This window comes from Bacillus sp. URHA0034 (genome assembly GCF_056280405.1).
In genome coordinates this window covers 101,390-120,337 of record NZ_JBWCDK010000002.1, presented here as the reverse complement: position 1 = coordinate 120,337, position 18,948 = coordinate 101,390, and the positions used below count along the sequence as shown (strand labels likewise).

Annotated in this window: 16 protein-coding genes; 15 read left to right on the top strand and 1 reads right to left on the bottom strand. The window is 40.3% G+C overall.

What is annotated here, in order from left to right; translation table 11 throughout:
- The first annotated feature begins 258 nt into the window (after nt 1–258).
- From ACZ9EE_RS02835 to ACZ9EE_RS02795, 9 genes are all read left to right on the top strand, one after another.
- Nucleotides 259–1,695 (top strand): amidohydrolase, encoded by a 1,437-nt coding sequence (locus ACZ9EE_RS02835; RefSeq protein WP_476025172.1) that lies wholly within the window; start codon nt 259–261, stop codon nt 1,693–1,695.
- A 52-nt stretch (nt 1,696–1,747) separates the two neighbouring features.
- Nucleotides 1,748–3,163: a M20/M25/M40 family metallo-hydrolase gene (locus tag ACZ9EE_RS02830; RefSeq protein ID WP_476025171.1), complete on the top strand. Its 1,416-nt coding sequence runs from the start codon at nt 1,748–1,750 to the stop codon at nt 3,161–3,163.
- A gap of 288 nt (nt 3,164–3,451) precedes the next feature.
- Complete coding sequence (locus ACZ9EE_RS02825) at nt 3,452–4,660, top strand: M20 family metallopeptidase (RefSeq protein ID WP_476025170.1); 1,209 nt, start codon at nt 3,452–3,454, stop codon at nt 4,658–4,660.
- A 57-nt stretch (nt 4,661–4,717) separates the two neighbouring features.
- Nucleotides 4,718–5,740, top strand: a complete 1,023-nt coding sequence (locus ACZ9EE_RS02820) for an ABC transporter ATP-binding protein (RefSeq protein WP_476025169.1) — start codon at nt 4,718–4,720, stop codon at nt 5,738–5,740.
- The gene (locus ACZ9EE_RS02815; protein WP_476025168.1) at nt 5,737–6,753 is read left to right on the top strand and encodes an ABC transporter ATP-binding protein; all 1,017 of its coding nucleotides are present in this window, start codon (nt 5,737–5,739) and stop codon (nt 6,751–6,753) included. Before ACZ9EE_RS02820 ends, ACZ9EE_RS02815 begins: the two co-directional genes overlap by 4 nt.
- A 19-nt stretch (nt 6,754–6,772) precedes the next feature.
- Nucleotides 6,773–7,723 carry an ABC transporter permease gene (locus ACZ9EE_RS02810; RefSeq protein WP_476025167.1) on the top strand — a complete coding sequence of 317 codons (951 nt, stop codon included), beginning with the start codon at nt 6,773–6,775 and terminating at the stop codon, nt 7,721–7,723.
- A gap of 40 nt (nt 7,724–7,763) precedes the next feature.
- The gene (gene opp4C, locus ACZ9EE_RS02805) at nt 7,764–8,669 is read left to right on the top strand and encodes an oligopeptide ABC transporter permease (protein ID WP_476032834.1); all 906 of its coding nucleotides are present in this window, start codon (nt 7,764–7,766) and stop codon (nt 8,667–8,669) included.
- A 33-nt stretch (nt 8,670–8,702) separates the two neighbouring features.
- A complete protein-coding gene (locus ACZ9EE_RS02800; RefSeq protein WP_476025166.1) occupies nt 8,703–10,328 on the top strand; it encodes an ABC transporter substrate-binding protein in 1,626 nt (541 codons plus the stop codon).
- Nucleotides 10,329–10,548: 220 nt separating this feature from the next.
- Nucleotides 10,549–11,133: a nucleotidyltransferase family protein gene (locus ACZ9EE_RS02795; RefSeq protein ID WP_476025165.1), complete on the top strand. Its 585-nt coding sequence runs from the start codon at nt 10,549–10,551 to the stop codon at nt 11,131–11,133.
- Nucleotides 11,134–11,464: 331 nt separating this feature from the next.
- On the opposite strand, the gene norA is transcribed toward ACZ9EE_RS02795, so the two are convergent.
- On the bottom strand, nt 11,465–12,667 hold the full coding sequence (gene norA, locus ACZ9EE_RS02790) for a multidrug efflux MFS transporter NorA (RefSeq protein WP_476025164.1): 1,203 nt from the start codon (nt 12,665–12,667) through the stop codon (nt 11,465–11,467).
- Nucleotides 12,668–12,776: 109 nt separating this feature from the next.
- On the opposite strand from norA, the gene ACZ9EE_RS02785 reads away from it, so the two are divergent.
- From ACZ9EE_RS02785 to ACZ9EE_RS02760, 6 genes are all read left to right on the top strand, one after another.
- Nucleotides 12,777–13,607, top strand: a complete 831-nt coding sequence (locus ACZ9EE_RS02785) for a MerR family transcriptional regulator (RefSeq protein ID WP_476025163.1) — start codon at nt 12,777–12,779, stop codon at nt 13,605–13,607.
- Nucleotides 13,608–13,791: 184 nt separating this feature from the next.
- A complete protein-coding gene (locus ACZ9EE_RS02780; protein WP_476025162.1) occupies nt 13,792–15,954 on the top strand; it encodes a xanthine dehydrogenase family protein molybdopterin-binding subunit in 2,163 nt (720 codons plus the stop codon).
- Nucleotides 15,951–16,427 carry a (2Fe-2S)-binding protein gene (locus tag ACZ9EE_RS02775; RefSeq protein WP_476025161.1) on the top strand — a complete coding sequence of 159 codons (477 nt, stop codon included), beginning with the start codon at nt 15,951–15,953 and terminating at the stop codon, nt 16,425–16,427. The genes ACZ9EE_RS02780 and ACZ9EE_RS02775 overlap by 4 nt, the downstream gene beginning before the upstream one ends.
- Complete coding sequence (locus ACZ9EE_RS02770; protein WP_476025160.1) at nt 16,412–17,281, top strand: FAD binding domain-containing protein; 870 nt, start codon at nt 16,412–16,414, stop codon at nt 17,279–17,281. The genes ACZ9EE_RS02775 and ACZ9EE_RS02770 overlap by 16 nt, the downstream gene beginning before the upstream one ends.
- 25 nt (nt 17,282–17,306) lie before the next feature.
- On the top strand, nt 17,307–18,101 hold the full coding sequence (locus ACZ9EE_RS02765; RefSeq protein WP_476025159.1) for an XdhC family protein: 795 nt from the start codon (nt 17,307–17,309) through the stop codon (nt 18,099–18,101).
- A 235-nt stretch (nt 18,102–18,336) separates the two neighbouring features.
- Entirely contained in the window at nt 18,337–18,903 is a 567-nt protein-coding gene (locus ACZ9EE_RS02760) for a tyrosine-type recombinase/integrase (RefSeq protein WP_476025158.1), read from the top strand.
- Nucleotides 18,904–18,948: the final 45 nt, after the last annotated feature.

Here is an 18,948-nt window from a genome sequence, read left to right as displayed (position 1 = left end):
GCGAAATGTTCCCATGATATTTCGCTTGGCATTGGAGATGAAGGTCATAACAGGAAAAAGAGTGTTAAGTATCTTCACAAAGTAGTTTACAGAATATTTAAAATTATTTAAGTTTGAATAGGCTATAAAAATAATTACAGAGGAGGTGAAGAGAGTTTAATGGATAATAGTTTGAAGCTGCTAAACCAATATCATTACCCCAACCAATCCGAAGAATTTTCGGATATGAAATTTTGACCTAATGAAGGAGATGAAAAGATGACGAAATTCATTGAACCAGTGAAAGTAAATAATGTGGTAACAGGATGGGTAGATGAACATGCAGAGGAATTAATCGATTGGTCAACAAAAATTTGGAATTATGCCGAACTTGGACTCCAGGAATATCAATCCTCGAAATTGTTAGCAAACAAGCTAGAAAAAGAGGGATTTTCCATTGAAATGGGTGTCGCAGATATGCCAACCGCATTTGTTGCGACCTGGGGAAAAGGGAAGCCTGTCATTGGAATATTAGGTGAATATGATGCATTACCAGGTCTTTCTCAAAAACTGGCAGCAAAAAAAGAGCCGATTATCCCAGAAGCAAGCGGGCATGGATGTGGACATAACATTTATGGCGTGGCTGCGGCTGGAGGGGCGATTGCGGCTAAGAAATGGCTGGAAAAAGAAGGGATTCCTGGAACGATTAAATTTTATGGCTGTCCTGCGGAAGAAACCCTTGTTGGAAAGGTCTTTATGGCAAGGGATCATGTTTTTGACGATGCAGATGTTAGTATAACATGGCACCCAAATTCATTGAATTCATTATGGGCAAGCCGCTCTTTAGCGATGAATTCGGTCAAATTTAATTTCTATGGGAAATCGGCTCATGCTGCTGCCAATCCAGAAGCTGCGAACAGTGCTCTTAAGGCTGTTCAACTAATGGATATTGGCGTCAATTTTTTACGTGAGCATTTAATCGATCCCATACGGATTCATTCAACGATCACAAATGGCGGAGGGGCACCTAATGTCGTTCCAGACAAGGCTCAGATTTGGTATTACATACGGGCACCACACCGTTCAGAAGTGGTCGAAACCTATGAGAAATTGATCAATATTGCTAAAGGTGCCGCCTTAATGACTGGAACGGAATATAATATTGACTTTATTACAGGATGTTATGATATGCTCCCGAATAAAGTTCTAGGACAAGTTTTACTGAATAACTTGAAAAAAGTGGGGGCTCCATCCTTTGATGAACAGGATATGAAACTAGCAAAAGAACTGACCGATTCCTTTGATCATGGAATGAAGGAAGTAGTTGTAAAAACATCGGCTGCCCCTAATAATCTGCTAGACAAAATTTTGCATGATGAAGTGATCGAACCTTACGATGAAGGAAAATGTATGTCTGGTTCTACAGATGTCGCTGATGTTTCATGGACTATCCCAACTGCACAATTTACAACGGCATGTGCCCCAATTGGGACACCCGGACATTCATGGCAAAATGTTGTCGCCGTTGGCTCCACCATTGGCCAAAAAGGAATGATAACAGCCGCAAAGGTGATAGGACTAAGTGTTGTGGAATTAATAGAAAATCCTAATTTGGTAGCCAAGGCACAAGATGAATTCAGGAACGAAATAAAACATAAAGGGGGCTATGTGTCTCCATTACCAGATGGTCTAAAACCACCTGTCCCATCTATTTAGAAATCTTGTTTTTATAAAAATAATATTACTAGTTCCCGAAAGGAGATTTTTTATGAATAATGAAAATCTAACGGATTTAAGAAATGAAACCAAAGAATCTATTTCCAGTGCTCTCGAATGGTTAAAAGAATATTTAACATTCCCGACTATTTCTGCACAAAATTCAGCCATTCCAGAAACGGTCCATTTTGTTGTGAAAATGATTGAAGAGGCAAAAGGAGAAGCTAAGATTCTTGATGATTTAGGCGGCAACCCCGTCATTCATGGTTTTTTTCCAGCAGGAAATAAGGGCGATTCGACGAAAACTTTGCTCTTTTATAACCACTATGATGTGCAGCCACCCGAACCGCTTGATGAATGGATCTCTGAACCCTTTCAGCCCACGATTAGGGAAGGGAAATTATTCGGTAGAGGGGTTGCCGATAATAAAGGAGATTTGGTTGCTAGATTAACGGCCATTAAGGTATTACAAAAGACACAGGGAGGATTGCCCTGCAACATTAAGTTTTTAATTGAAGGCGAAGAGGAAATAGGTTCGCCGAATCTTACACCGTACCTTGAAAAATATCGTGATCACTTTAAGGCCGACGCCTGTATTTGGGAATTTGGCGGAAAAGACGAACAAGACAGAATTAGCATGGTTGCTGGAATAAAGGGAATGGCCTATTTAGAGCTCAATTGTGTTGGTGCAGAGATCGATATGCATTCTTCTGTGGGTGCGTATGTAGATAATGCGGCATGGAGATTAATCCAGGCACTTGCTTCTATGAAAAATGAACAAAATGAAATTTTAGTAGAAGGTTTCTTTGACGGGATTAAGGAGCCTTCCGAACCCGTAAAACAGGCTGTTCGTGCCCTGCCGTTCAATGAAGAGGCTGTTAACAACCTATACGGATTAAAAAGGCCGCTTATTACAGCAGCAAAAGGACAAGACCCTAGGGAAGCAATGGTCTTACATCCAACCATGACCATTTGTGGATTAATAAGTGGATATACCGGAGAAGGGGCGAAAACCGTTCTTCCTAAAGTGGCCAAGGCGAAAGTGGATTGTCGTTTGGTACCTGGTCAAGATCCGGATCATATCCTTACCTGTATTCAAAAGCATTTAGAAAAGCACGGATTTAATGATATAGAAGCCACGCTTGTAAATGGACAAAAGGCCTACCGGTCTGACTTTAGTCATCCGTTTATTTCCCATGTAATGGAGACGGCCACAGAAGTTTACAAAAAGGAAGGTATTTTAGCTCCTAACTCTGCTGGTACAGGTCCGATGTTTGAATTCGGTAAACAGCTTCAGCTGCCGATCGTTAGCACAGGTGTGGGCTGGGTAGGATCAAAGGCACATGCACCAAATGAATCTATCAGACTGCAAGATTTTGAAGATGGGATCGTTCATATGGCTTATATGCTTCTAGGCTTCCCAGCTGCGTTATACGCTTCAAAGGAGAAACTAGAAGGCATAAAATAATCCTGTATTAAAAGAAAGCAATGTTCTCGATTAAGAGAACATTGCTTTTTTATTATATGGAAGAAAAACTAACACGGAATTTTCCAGAAAGATAGAAACCGTTTACTTTATGAAAAGAAAAGGAAAGAAAGCGCTTATTTTATAATTTTAATATTCTAAATTGTCAGAAAAGTAGATTGACGCTTGGAAGATTCTTCATTATACTCAGGGACATATAGATTACATGTTAATTTAAGTAACATCAAATGTAATCTAGTAACCTCAAAAAATGGAAACGGAGGAATTTTTGTGATTAAGGATTGGCATTTTCAGTTGGAACAAATGTACGAGCAGATGGTGATGTGGAGACGGCATATGCACGAATACCCGGAGCTTTCATTCCAGGAAGTGGAAACACCAAAGTTAATTGCAGAAATTTTGTCTGATTTTGGTATTGAAGTAAGAACTAGTGTTGGCGGAAGAGGGGTAGTCGGGTTGATTAGAGGGGCGAAGCCGGGGAAAACCATTGCCCTTAGAGCAGACTTTGATGCCCTTCCCATTCAGGATGAAAAGGAAGTTCCTTATAAATCCAAAGTACCTGGCGTCATGCATGCATGCGGTCATGATGGCCATACCGCAACGTTACTAGGGGTTGCAAAGGTGTTAAGTGAGAAGCGCGAACAGTTATCCGGAAATGTCGTGCTTCTTCACCAGCATGCTGAAGAATTAGCACCGGGCGGAGCGATCGCGATGATCGAGGATGGTTGTTTAGATGGAGTAGATGCGGTTTTTGGAACACATTTAGCATCGGGTGCACCACTTGGTACTTTTTTAGTGAAAAGCGGTTATACAATGGCTGCAGCAGATGCCTTTAAAATCAAGATTCAAGGTAAGGGAGGTCATGGATCCTCACCGCATGAGACCATTGATGCTATCGCAATCGGTGCACAAATCATCAACCAGCTCCAATACATCGTGAGCAGACGCGTGAATCCACAAAATTCCGCCGTTGTATCAGTCGGTTCCTTCCATGCAGGAAATGCATCGAATGTCATCGCGGATTCCGCCGTATTAACCGGAACCATCAGATCGTTTGACAAAGACGTAAGAGTTCAAATCGAGGAAGAGTTTAGATCGATGGTCAGTGGGATATGTTCCGCCTTCCATGCAGAATACGAAATTGAATATAACAACGGTTATCCGGCCCTGTTTAATCATGACCGAGAAACGCAAGTTTTTAAAGATACAATCAAAAATACATTAGATGAAGGGATGCTGGTAGAAATGACCCCGATCATGGGAGCTGAAGATTTTGCTTACTATTTGCAGGAAAAACCAGGTATGTTCTTTCATACGGGTGCCCGGAATGAAGAAATAGGAGCCTCCTACCCACATCACCATCCAAAGTTTGATTTCGATGAAAAAGCGATGATATATGCTGGAAAAGCACTATTAAGCATCGTTCATCAATATACGGTAAAGAACGCGGAACAGATTCTCGAGGAACCTGCTTATTAAAGGCAAGTTAGAAAGTTTAGAATTTACCTGATTTTAAGCAGGATAAGGGGTGAGAAGATGTCCAACAAAATAATAGAGGTAGAAAAATTACAAACCGCTTTTATGGCTGAAAAAGGCGAATTGATTTCGGTTGACGAAGTTACTTTCAATCTGGAGCCGGGAGAAACGATTGGGATTGTAGGTGAATCTGGCTGCGGGAAAAGTGTTACATCCTTGTCGATTATGAGATTGCTAGGGAAAAATGGTTACATAAAAAATGGTTCGGTCAAGATCAATGGAAAAGAATTAAATAAGTTAACAGAGGCCGAAATGAGACAGGTTCGCGGGAATCAGATCTCGATGATTTTTCAGGAACCCATGACATCCCTAAACCCTGTTTATACAATTGGTAACCAGATGATTGAAGGGATCAAGCTTCACTTAAAAATGAGTACGAAGGATGCTTCAGCATATGCAATCGAAATGCTGAAGCAAGTAAAAATCCCACGGGCTGAAGACGTGATGAATGAATACCCGCACGCATTATCAGGAGGAATGAGACAAAGGGTCATGATAGCGATGGCCCTGTCTTGTAAACCAAAACTGCTCATTGCCGATGAGCCGACGACAGCACTTGATGTGACCATCCAAGCACAAATTTTAGAATTAATGAAGGAACTGAGAGAAGAATCGGATACAGCCATTATGTTAATCACCCATGATTTGGGCGTGATTGCTGAGATGGCAGATAAAGTCCTTGTAATGTATGCGGGGCAAGTGGTGGAAGAAGCGGATGTGTTTACCTTATTTGATGAACCGAAGCATCCCTATACAAAAGGATTAATCGAGTCAATTCCTCATCTTGAATATGAAGAGCATAAACGGCTTTATTCTATTCCCGGGATTGTGCCAACCTTACAGGAAATGCCAAAGGGGTGCAGGTTCAACACAAGGTGCCCATATGCTACAGAAAAATGTCTGAATGAAAAGCCTCCTCTTTCTTCTATTAATAAGGAAAAAGTTCATAAAGTCAGATGCTGGTTAATGGAAGAAGATGAGCTTTTGTCCAAAACGAAATCGACCGAGGAGGTTCAAGTATGAGTATTTCAACGGTTGAGGCGATCCAGGATAGTATAAAAACAGTGCCTGATGCACCGTTGTTGGAGGTTCATAATCTTAAAAAATATTACCCTATTAAAAAAGGAATTATTCCCCGGACGGTTGGACATGTAAAAGCGGTCGATGGTTTGAATTTCAGCCTCTATCCAGGAGAAACCCTTTCGCTTGTAGGAGAATCCGGTTGCGGCAAATCGACTACGGGCCGGGCCATTGTAAAGTTGGACCCTCCTACTGAGGGGAAAGTCATTTTAGAGGGCACGGATTTATCCGATATCAGTGGATCTGAACTGAGAAAAACCCGTACAAAAATGCAAATGATCTTTCAAGATCCCTATTCATCCTTAAATCCGAGAAAGAGGATCGGAGATCTTCTTTCAGAACCACTGCTCGCCCATAAACTGGCAGATAAAGAAGTGGTGGACCGAAAAGTAAATGAGATGCTTGAAATTGTTGGATTGACAAAGCTGCATCGAAGCCGTTATCCTCATGAATTTTCCGGTGGTCAAAGGCAACGTATTGGTATTGCCAGAGCGCTTATGTTAAATCCGAAACTGATCATTTGTGATGAACCTGTTTCTGCCTTGGACGTGTCTATACAGGCTCAGGTCTTGAATCTAATGAAGGATTTGCAAAAAGAGTTTCAGTTGACCTATTTGTTCATCGCCCATGGTTTAGGTGCGGTGAAATATATTAGTGATCGGATCGCCGTCATGTATTTAGGGAAAATTGTTGAACTTGGGAAAACAGAAGATATTTTTAAGAAACCGAAACATCCCTATACACAAGGTTTACTTAGTACCTACCCCATTCCCAATCCACATTTGCGGAACAGGGAACGAATCTTAGTGGAAGGGGATGTTCCAAGTCCAGCCAACCCTCCCAAAGGGTGCAGTTTTCACACAAGATGTCCAATTGCACAAGATATTTGCCGTGTGCAAACCCCGGAATTAACCGGTCTTCATCATCAAACGGCTTGTCACTTTCCATTAAGGTAAACGAGGAAGGAGGGATCCTATGGTTCAGTATATTATTCGAAGAATTCTGATCGCTATCCCTGTCTTGTTTGGTGTAACGATCTTTAACTTTTTAATTATTAATCTGGCACCTGGTAATCCAGTCGACATGTATGTAAGTCCAGATGTAACAGCGGCTGATATTGAGATTAAGAAAGAAGCTCTTGGGTTAAATGATCCAATCTATATTCAATATTGGCATTGGTTGGGAAATTTATTAAAAGGTGATTTTGGTTTCTCTTACTCCACCTATGAGCCCGTTACGAATATGATTTTCGAACGATTGGGTCCAACCCTTATCCTGATGGGCTCTGCCTTAATCATTGCTTATCTTATTGCCATTCCAATCGGAATTTTAAGTGCAACAAAACAATACTCATGGATCGATTATTTGACGACTACTTTTTCTTTTCTTGGCGTTTCCATTCCACACTTCTTTATGGGTTTAGGTGCGATTTATGTCTTTGCGATTATGTCTCAGATCTTACCGACTGGCGGCATGAATACACTTGGCGGTACTGGGGGATTTACGGATACGTTATCGCATTTGATTATGCCCGCTATCGTCCTGGGGACAGGAATCGCAGGAAGTATGGTCCGCTATGTAAGGTCCAGTATGATCGAAGTACACGGACAGGATTATTTAAGGACAGCAAGAGCGAAAGGCTTAGGAGAATTTATTGTTACTAATAAACATGCGTTGAGAAATGCACTCATCCCGATTATAACAATCATTGGTTTGGATATCCCTCTTTTAATCGGGGGAGCCGTTGTCACAGAACAAATATTTCAATGGCCTGGACTTGGACAATTAACCATCCAATCCATCGGTTCACGCGATTATTCTGTGTTAATGGCGATTAACCTTTTGGCAGCTTTCATGGTACTTTTCTCAAATCTGATTACCGATATCCTTTATTCAGTTGCTGATCCAAGAATTAAGTACAATTAATTTTCGAAAGGAGGAGGTTAAGGTGTCTCTAGTAACTAAAATGGCAGGAATACCGGTAGCAAATGATCCGAACCTGGACGTAAAGCAAGAGCGGGGAAAAGAAGAAAGCTATTTAAGAGTCATCAGAAAAAAGTTTTTCAAACATAAACTAGCCGTTTTTGGACTAATAGTTTTCAGTTTGATTGTTTTAATGGCATTATTCGCTCCCCTATTGGCACCTCAGAGTCCTTACGTTGTTAACGGGGAATTTGCAGATCAGCCCTCAAGCGAGCATATATTGGGGACAGACCAAGTGGGGCGGGATTTGTTAAGTAGATTGATTTATGCATCAAGGGTCTCCTTGGCTGTGGGCATCGGAGCGGTTGCTATTTATGTCGTAATCGGCACGATCCTCGGTGCTGTTGCTGCATACTTTGGAAAATGGGTGGATATGATCATTATGCGTCTAACGGATGTGTTTATGTCCTTTCCTTATCTTATGGTGATCCTTGTCCTTGTCAGTATCATGGGACCCAGTCTTCTTAATATTATTCTTGTCATTGGATTATTAGGCTGGCCGTCGGTTGCTCGTATCGTTCGGGGAAGTGTCCTGACGATTAAAGAGATGGATTATGTGAAAGCGGGGGTGGCATTAGGATTGCCTTCCTGGAAGATTCTCTTTCAACATATTTTGCCAAACTGTTTAGCACCGATTTTAGTGAATGCCACCTTTGGAATCGCTTCTTCGATTATATTAGAAGCCTCCTTAAGTTTCCTTGGAATGGGAGTACAGCCGCCAACAGCAAGCTGGGGAAATATGCTGAATGAAGCCCAATCGCTAACCGTGTTAGCCACCCAGCCTTGGTTATGGTTACCACCTGGTTTAATGATTCTGTTAGCAGTTTTATCGATTAATTTTATGGGTGACGGTTTGCGCGATGCAATGGATCCGAAAAATTTAAAATAATGTTTAAAAAAATAGAATAATTAGGGGGACATTATGGGTTATTTAAAGAAAACATTAAGTTTATCTGCTATCGTCTTATCATTGGTTTTAACAGCATGTTCAGGCAAAAGTTCAACTACTTCTTCTAATGCTTCTAATGGTTCAGGCAACAAAACCATGTATTTGGGAATGGTTAACCCGCCGATTAACTTTAGCACGATTGGTTCCCCCGACATTGCATCTAGTTTTATAGAAAAGTTTATGTTTGACTCCTTTTTAGAAATGACAGGGCCGCAAGAGTTTGTCCCAAAATTGGCGGATTCATTTGAAACGACCGATAATCAAACGTTTACGATCAAGCTGAATAAGAATGCAAAGTGGTCTGATGGAAAGCCGGTTACAGCTGAGGATGCCGCATTTACCTTTAACTTAATTGCAAACCCGAAGGTAGAAACCACGGTCGGCACCTATATTTCTGTTCTTGAAGGTCTCGATGATACAGGTAAATTGAAAGAGGGACAAGCTGAAATTCCTTCGGTCAAGATTATCGATGAACATACCCTTGAATTTAAAACCAAATCACCAGTTGATCCGAATATGATTAAGGAGCAACTCGGCTCAAAATTGATGATTCTGCCAAAACATGTCTTAGAGAAGGTTGCGCCAGCAGATTTAGCAAAAGACCCTTTCTTTATGAAACCAACGGTTACAAATGGACCGTACCAGTTTGTGCAATATAAAAAGGATCAATATGTCGAATTTAAAAGCAATCCAGACTATTATTTAGGAAAACCAAAGACGAATAGCCTGTTTGTAAAAATTATGCCGGCCCCCAACCTAGTGGCCCAACTTCAAACAGGAGAGCTCCATATGAATGTTGCTGCAGGAATTGGAAAGATCCCGGCTCAAGATTATGAAACGGTTGAAAAGTTTAACAATGTAAAAACGAAGGTGGAACCAACGATTGGTTTTCAAACAATGATGTTTAATACTACAAAGATAACAGATGCCAAAGTTCGTCAAGCGCTTGTTTATGCCCTGGACCGTGAAAAGTTTGTAAATAAACTATTAAAGGGAAAAGGGGAAATAGTAGATGGGCCGTATACTTCGGTTAGCCCTTACCTGAATAACGATTTAGAAAAATTCACCTACAATCCAGAAAAAGCAAAACAATTATTGAAGGAAGCTGGCTGGGACTTTAACCGTACCCTTCAATTAGTAGTCCCAATCGGTAATAAAGTCCGTGAACAGTCTGCGGATATTATTACCCAGAACCTAAAGGACGCAGGAGTTAAGGTTAAAGTCACAACTTACGATTTCCCGACGATTATGCAAAAAGGAAAAGCCGGTGAATTTGATTTGTTATTAATGGGCTTTACATTCAATTTGGATCCAGAAATATCAACTCTTTATAGTAAAGCTGGTTCCTATAACTTTATGAGATATGATAATCCAAAGTCAGATGAGCTGCTGTTAAAAGGACAATCAGAAGCAGATCCAAATAAGAGAAAAGTAATTTATTATGAGCTTCAAGCAATTTGGGAAAAAGATGTTCCAATCATTTCGCTTTATTCAGATTATGATTTTGAAGCGATTTCCAAACAAGTACAATTTGGAGGGCCTAAGATATTCGGATTCCATAATAACCTTCAGGATTGGACTCTTGTTGGCGCAGAATAAGTAATCGGGCTATCAATGAAAAAAATTGTTAATTCAAAATTAGTTAGGGTGTCCTTTAAAATATGGACATCCTTTTCTAATAAAGAAATGATAATTTTTAAAATTATAAAATAGCCGTATGTAGGTTTAATAGTCGATAAGGATTTTTAATAATGCTGGATTAAAGTTAAATCTTTAAAATAGAATGTAGATAAATGATAATGTGAAGAGGGTGACAAATATGGAAGCAATCGTACTAGCTGCTGGATATTCCAGCCGAGCAAATGCCTTTAAAATGACTTTGCCACTGGGGAAAATGAGCGTGTTGGAGCAAACGATTTCTAAATTTGAAGGGTTATGCAGCAGGATCATCGTCGTCGCTGGGTTTCAAGCGGAAATGATCCAAGCGGAAATGACAAAAATCAACGATAAAAATACCTATTCATTTGAGATAAAATTTGTTTACAATGAACACTTTAACCAGGGAATGTTTACTTCTATTCAAAAGGGCTGCAACGAAGTAAAAGCACCGACTTTCTTTATAACACCCGGAGATTGTCCGCTGGTTAAAAAAGAGACCGTACAGCTACTTGCAGAACACAAAGGGAACGTAGTGATTCCCAGTTACCATTTTAAAGGTGGTCACCCCATCAAATTATCAAGTGAAGTGAAACAGAAAATCCTTAATACTCCTCCAGAAAGTAATTTGCGTGTGGTCCTTAACGGTTTCGAAAAGGAATATATCAATGTAGATGACCCGGGGGTCATCATGGATGTTGATACCCAGAAGGATTATCAAATAGCCATAGATTATTTTACTTCATAAATACCTCGATATTTTCGTTTGTGTATTGGAAAATAGTCATTTCTTTACCTGTTTCTCCACTCCTCCCCATTACTCTAGATGGTTTTGTAAGAATATTTTTATCATGCCAAAAGTGCAAAATGATTGAAATTGTAAGCGTTTGCAATTATAATAAAGGTGGTTGGATAACGAGTGGGGTTATCACCGGTGTTAGCGAAGGATGGGGCTGATACCACGGAGCAGGAGCTAAATGCTCTTTTTTTTTGTCTTTTTTAATGATTGCGGCATCAATCCCCATTCTTCAACTATAACTCCCTTTCCCTTAAAACGTTTCTCAATTTTCGTCTATCCATTAAATTGACTGATTAGCTGCACTAACCTTCACTTTGTTGGAAGAATAAGATGCTTGCTTCTTCCAAAACAATGTAATCACGATTCCCAGAGTTAGGATCACAGTTGCAAAGTAGTAAGGGTAGCTAATATCTAGATCAAATAATAATCCCCCTATAATGGGTCCACTAATATTCGCTAAACTTGTAAACATCGAGTTCATTCCACCAACGAATCCTTGTTCGTTCCCGGCGATTTTTGAAAGGTATGAAGTGACGGCTGGCCGGAATAAATCGAATCCTACAAAAACAATAAATGTAACAAGTAATATAGACAAATATGAATGAACAACCGTCATTAAAAAGACAAGTAAGGCTGATAAAATTAAGCTATAGCGAATCAGTTTAATTTCACCCCAAATACGTGTAAGCCGATCAAATAATAGGACTTGTGAAACGGCACCAAAAATGGCACCACCTGTGATCACTAGGGCTATATCGGATGGTTGAAATTGAAATTTATGGTCGACAAATAGACTAAAGAACGACTCAAAAGCTGCTAAACCAAATGAGGCAATAAAAATTAAAATAAACGCAAGGAAATATTTTGGGGCCATAATACGTTTGAAGCGAATCCTACCATCAGATACTTGTTCATTGTGATCTTCTTGACGATTCGGCTCAGATAATAAAAAAATAGAAAGTATCGCCGCAATGGTGCCAAGTGCTCCTGCAAAGAAGAAGGGTATCCGTGTTCCAAATTCCGCTAAAAAGCCACCAATACCTGGACCAATAATAAATCCGGTACTAATTGCAGCTGACATAAACCCGAGTGCTTTCGAGCGGGTATCCAAATTTGTAATATCAGCAATAAAAGCGGTAACAGCTGGCATAATGAACGCAGCACTAATTCCACCCAAAATACGAGAAATAAATAGCATTTCGATTTCTCTGCCCATTCCAAATAAAAGTTCTGAAATGCCAAAAATAAATAAGCCAATGACAATCATTATTTTTCTGCCGAATTGATCGGCTGCTTTCCCTGCAAATGGTGAAACAATCAGTTGAGCAATCGCAAAGGCTGCCGTTAAATAACCAATTGTTGTCCCCGTTATGCCTAATTCATTCATCAACGTAGGTAAGACTGGAATGACGAGACCGATTCCCAAAAATGCAATGAATAAATTCATTAATAATAAACTTAAAGTGACTTTATGAGTCTTCATCTTCTTAATTCTCCTTTACAAACCCAACTACCTTGTTTTTTATGATTTGTTTACAATCCTAATCGTAGTGTATATAGTAACTATATAGTCAAGGGTGGTGTTGTAAAAAATGAACAAAAAAAATGGAAAATATTTAACTACTGGTGAATTTGCAAAGCTTTGCAAAGTAAACAAACAGACCCTTTTTTATTACGATCAAATTGGGCTTTTGTCACCTGTATTGAAAAATGAAAAAGGTTACCGATATTATTCAATTCGCCAAATAGAGCTATTCTTTGTTATTGATCTATTAAAAGATTTGGGTATGTCGCTGAATGATATTCAACAATACATGGAGAATAAATCTCCTGAAAAATTTTTATCGTTAATGTATCAAAAAAAAGAAGAGATTGTGAAAATGCGTCAGGAGATTGACAGGAAGGAAAAAATGATCGAGGCAAAAATCGCCTTAATGGAAGAAGCGTCACAACTTGATTTTGACCAAATTACGCTCGAACAATTACCAGAAGCAACACTTTATTTAAGTAGAAACATCGAAAATATAACGGATGAAGAATTTGTAGAGGTCATTTCAGATTTTATTAATGAATTGAACATTTCTCAGCTTGATTCAGGATATCCAATAGGTGGTATAACAAAACGGGAGCAAGTATTAAAGGGAGAATTCTCTAATTATAGCTATTTATATATTGAGCAGCCAAATCCAAAGGAAGGATATCCGTATTTTCAAGCAATAAAGGGTGATTTTCTGATTGGCTATCATATTGGGGATGAGAAAACAATACATAAAACATATAAACGACTTTTTATAGAGATGGAACGTTTAAATTTAACCTTAGCTGATTATGTTTTTGAAGAATATACTTATGATACAGTTGTAATGAATCATAAGGAAGAATACGTCACCAAAATTATGATCCAAGTCTATCCAATCAAATAGTTAATTCTTCAATAATTCTAGTAAAGACAAGCTTGGGAATATGCAATCCAAGCTTTTTTTTATTTTGACATTACGTGCAGTTAAAAAAGAATCATAAAATATCTTTCAGATTTATAAAATCATAGGAAGAGGTTTCTATGAAATATATGTCCCTTTAAAAAATGAGTCGAAGGGTGTTGTTGCAATGAATCTAAATGACATAAGCACCGCAGTGCCGAAAAAGGACCATAGCGGCAAAGTATCAGGACAGTTGGCCTATATTAGTGACGTAAAAGTGGAAAATATGGTTTATGGTGTTTTGTATCGCTCGTCCATTGCTTATGGAAAAATCAGATCCATTCAATTGCCGAAACTTCCAGAAGGATATGAAGCGGTGGGAGCAGGGGATATCCCCGGACCCAATTATGTCAAAATTATTAAAGAAGATCAGCCCATTTTTGCCAATGAGTGGGTCAATTATATAGGCGAGCCGATTTTCATTCTCGTTGGAATAGATCTGGATATCCTATATAGTTTGTTAAATCAAGTAAAGATAGAATTTGAAGAACATCAGGCTATTTACACGTTGGACGAAGCAATCCAGCAAAAATCAGCATCTGGAGTGACCATGGCAAGCTATGAATTTGGGGATAGCTTGGAAATCATCTCCGCTGTCGAGCAGGGAGCCCATCAAATCATCGAGGAAGAGTATGATACAGGTTATCAGGAGCATGTCTACCTTGAACCACAAGGAATGCTCGCTATTTATAACAATGATGAAATTATCGTCCAGGGATCGATGCAATGTCTTTATTATATAAAAAATGCATTGCTAAGTGCTTTAGCCTGTGGCGACGATGAAGTCAGAGTGATTCAAAGCCCAACCGGCGGAGGTTTTGGCGGTAAAGAAGAGTTTCCTTCGATGATGGCATGTCACGTAGCCGTTGCTGCAAGAGCAGTTAAAAAATCGGTGATGCTTGTGTTCGACCGTTCTGAGGATATGGTGGTGACGACGAAAAGGCATCCGGCCAAACTCAACTATCGAACAGCCCTTGATCAGGAAGGGAATATTTTAAGTATGTGTGTGGACGTTTTTCTCGATGGCGGAGCGAACGCGGGATTGAGCTCTGTCGTGTTGCAGCGTGCCTTACTAAACAGTGCCGGTGTGTATAAAATTCCGCATTTTCATGCAAAAGGCTATGTCTTAAAAACAAATACTGTTCCGAACGGTGCTTTCAGAGGCTTTGGTGCTCCACAAAGCTTTGCCGGAATCGAAAGCCATATGGGCCATCTTAGTAAACTAGCAAACATCGATCCGCTTCAATATAAACGAAACTACCTCGTCAAACAAGGAGACCCCACCATCACGAAAGGAAAATTCCGCGACCCAATCTTAGTGGAAGAGATGATTGAGCATTTACTCAACTCATCACAATACCAAAAGAAAAAAGCGGAGTTTCATAGCTTTAATCAACAAAACCATCGCTATAAAAAAGGAATCGGAACTTCGCTGTTTCTCCACGGCTGCGGATTTACGGGCAGCGGTGAAAGAGATCATATTAAAGCAACAGTGAAGCTGGTGAAATCAAAGGACGACTTGGTATATCTAAAAATCTCCAATTCTGATATGGGACAAGGTATTTATACAACACTTAGTAAAATTGTCGCCAAAGAACTCGACCTCCCGTTTGACAGAGTTGTGTATCCGAATCCCGATACAAAAGAGGTTCCCGACTCCGGCCCGACTGTTGCCTCAAGGACGACGATGATTGTCGGCAAATTACTGGAACGCGCCGCTAAGAAATTGAAGGACCAGTGGCAGCCAGGGGTGGAACAAGAAGTGGTGGAGAACTATGTTCACCGTGAAATGATTCCTTGGGACGAAAAAACCTTCACGGGAGACGCCTATCCGGCTTATTCCTGGGGCGTGAATATCGTCGAAGTAGAAGTGGATACGTTAACGGGAAATGTAAAGTTGGAAAAAGTATATGGCAATTATGAAGTGGGGAAGGTCATCGATGAACGGATTATGAAAGGCCAAATAGACGGAGGTTTGGCGCAAGGGTTAGCGTACGGTTATTTAGAAAAGATGACCTCCAAGCAAGGCAGAATCCAACAAAAAAGCATCTCGGATTATGGACCACCGACTTCATTGGACGTGGTTCCAATAGAAAGCAAGGTCTTTGATAACCCCTATGCAGATGGTCCATACGGGGCGAAGGGCGCAGGTGAATTAACGTTAATCGGCGGCGCTCCAGCAGTCCAAGCGGCGATCGAGGATGCATTGCAAACTGCTTTTAAACAAATTCCGATTACACCTGAAGTCATATTGGAAAGTCTGTGGATGAGAGAAGGTGAAGAAGGTTGATTAAATTCACCCTTAATGGAAGAACGGTAGAAACGGATGCCCCGGCCACAACAAGATTACTAGATATAGTAAGAGATCAGTTTAAGTTAATCGGGACAAAGGAAGGCTGCGGAGAAGGTGAGTGCGGAGCGTGCAGTGTGTTTGTGAATGGTCTCCTGCAAAACAGCTGCCTGATTCCGATTGGCGCGATAGAAGGAGCCGATATTGAAACAATCGAAGGGATCATGGAAACGGAACAATTCAAAATTTTAGATGAAAGCTATTCCATTGCCGGAGGGGTACAATGCGGTTACTGTATTCCAGGGATGGTCATGGCAAGTGCCGCTTTACTATCCCAAAACCCTCATCCTTCAGAAGCCGAAATTCGAGAAGGGATCTCCGGAAATCTATGCCGATGTACTGGCTACAATATGATTGTGGATGCAATTAATCTAGCAGCAAATAAAGGTGATGGCCTATGGCAGAAAAAATAACCGCGTATCGCTTCGATCGTTTAGACCAAACGTTAAGCCAATTGAACAAAGAGGACTGTGCCATCATGGCCGGTGGCACCGATGTCATGGTTCTTCACAAAAGTCGAAGGGGAGTAGCTCCGAAAATTCCTAAGCCGATTATGTTTATTGATCATCTTACTGAATTAAAACAAGTGTATCAGAATCATCAGGACGTTCACATCGGGGCCTGCTGTACCTATAGTGAGTTACTCGAAGACCCGTTAATCCCCTTACCATTAAAGAACGCGATCAACACGATTGCAGCGCCCGCGATAAGAAACAGGGGAACATTAGGAGGAAATATCTGCAACGCTTCGCCGGCCGGTGACACATTGCCATTATTATATGTATACAACGCGAAACTGTTGCTGCGCTCCGTCAATGGGGAGCGTGTAGTAGCGATCAGCGATTTTATTCAAGGTCCGCGAAAGGTCGGGCGGAACCAAAATGAAATTCTCGCTGAAATTATCTTGCCGTCCATCTTAGAAGAAGAGGCTCATGTCGTTTTTGAGAAAGTTGGCAACCGCAACGCAGATGCGATTGCCAAAGTATCGTTTGCCGGATATATCCGGATAAAGGGTGCTCGAATCGATGATGTTCGCTTTGCGTTTGGGGCGGTCGGACCTACGATGGTTCGTGCCGTTGATATTGAGAAGAAGCTGCTTGGTAAGACAATACCATTAGCAGCTGCAGACATCGCTCAGGTTGTTGCAGACTTCGATAAAATCATTCAACCAATCGACGATCAGCGCTCCACGGCAATTTACAGAAAAACAGTCGCCTTAAATCTTTTACGTTATTTCCTTAACATGAAGCAATATCAACCGAGCTAATCGTTACAAAAGGAGGGAGCAATTCATGTTGCTGATGGAAAAAGTGGCCTTGCTAAACCGTCAAAATGAAACCTTTGCACTAGCCATGATTATTGAATCCAAAGGCTCCACTCCCAGGCATCTTGGAAAAATGATTGTCTACCGTGACGGGACGATTGAAGGCACGGTCGGCGGGGGCTTGGCTGAACACTATGTGATCGAAGATAGTGTAAAGGCCATCCAGATCGGTCAATCAAAAATCGTTGAATACAAATTAAATAAACAGGCAAAAGACGGAATTCAAATGAACTGTGGCGGCACGTTGCGGGTGTTTATTGAAGTCTATAAAAGCAGGCCTGAACTCGTTTTGGCTGGAGCGGGTCATTTAGGCTTAGCACTAGCAAAGCTTGCTGATTTTTTGGAATATCCATATTGTGTTGTCGATGATCGTGTCGGATATTGTACGAAGGAACGCTTTCCTAATGCAACCAATCTTTTTGTAGATGAAGATATTGGCACGGCCATGCTTGCCGCCAACCTCAATGAAAAATCATATGTAGTCATTGTGACAAAAGACCGTGACGAGATTGTCTTAAAAACCGCCTTGCAATTTCCAATTGCTTATGTTGGAATGGTTGCCAGCAAGCGCAAGGTCATTACCATATTTGAAAAATTAAAAAGGGAAGGAATCACACCAGAACAGTTGGAGCAGGTTCATTCTCCGATCGGATTGGAGATTGGCTCGGAAACAACCCAAGAAATCGCCATGAGTATTATCGGGGAAATCATCAAAGTAAGCAAGGAAAACAAGCCAATCAAAGTGACACAGTTAAATAGATAGGATAAAAGAAAAAAACGACCCCAGCAACTAGATAAGGAAATCATAAATTGCGATATGCGGCTTTAGCTCTATACACCATAGGGCTGAGGCCGTTTTTTCATTTTTGAAGGACAAGTATACTTGCTCATCCATTTTCAGAAGATAAATAAATCAGGAAATCATAGGCAGATGGTTTGAATGTTACTCAATTATAAAATATACTTATATTAAGTAACATTGAAGGGATAATGATGAGTTGGAAACAGTCGATGCACTTAGAGACCTAGCACAAATCAATTCGATAAAAGAACACCTGAAAAAACATTCATATCGGGATTATTTATTGTTTGTTGTTGGAATCAATACGGGTCTTAAAATATCTGAACTACTTTTGATACAGGTAAAGGAACTTTTTAATCGTGAGGGAGAAATCAAGGATTTTTATCATTACTCAGAAATGGAGAGTGAAGGGAGGAAGTCCGTATTTTTAAACAAAAAAGTAAAGGAAGCTGTAACGACTTACTTAAACCAAGTCAACATAGAAGAACAGATTTATTTATTCCAGTCACGTAAGTTTAAACAACCGATAACACGGCAACAGGCCTATCGTATTATCCATGAAGCCGCTGTAAAGGTAGGGATTGAAGGGAAGATTGGGACAAACTCACTGGCAAAGACTTTTGGATTTCATGCGTTTAAACAAGGTGTCTCGATAGCCCTTTTACAAAAACACTTTAACCATTCGACACCAGCAGAGACTCTTAAATTTTTAGGAATTACAAAAGAAGACATAATTACCACTCAGATTGATGTAAATTTATAGGTTCTAAAAATTCGTAGAAGGATAAGATTTTAATCTAAAGAGAAA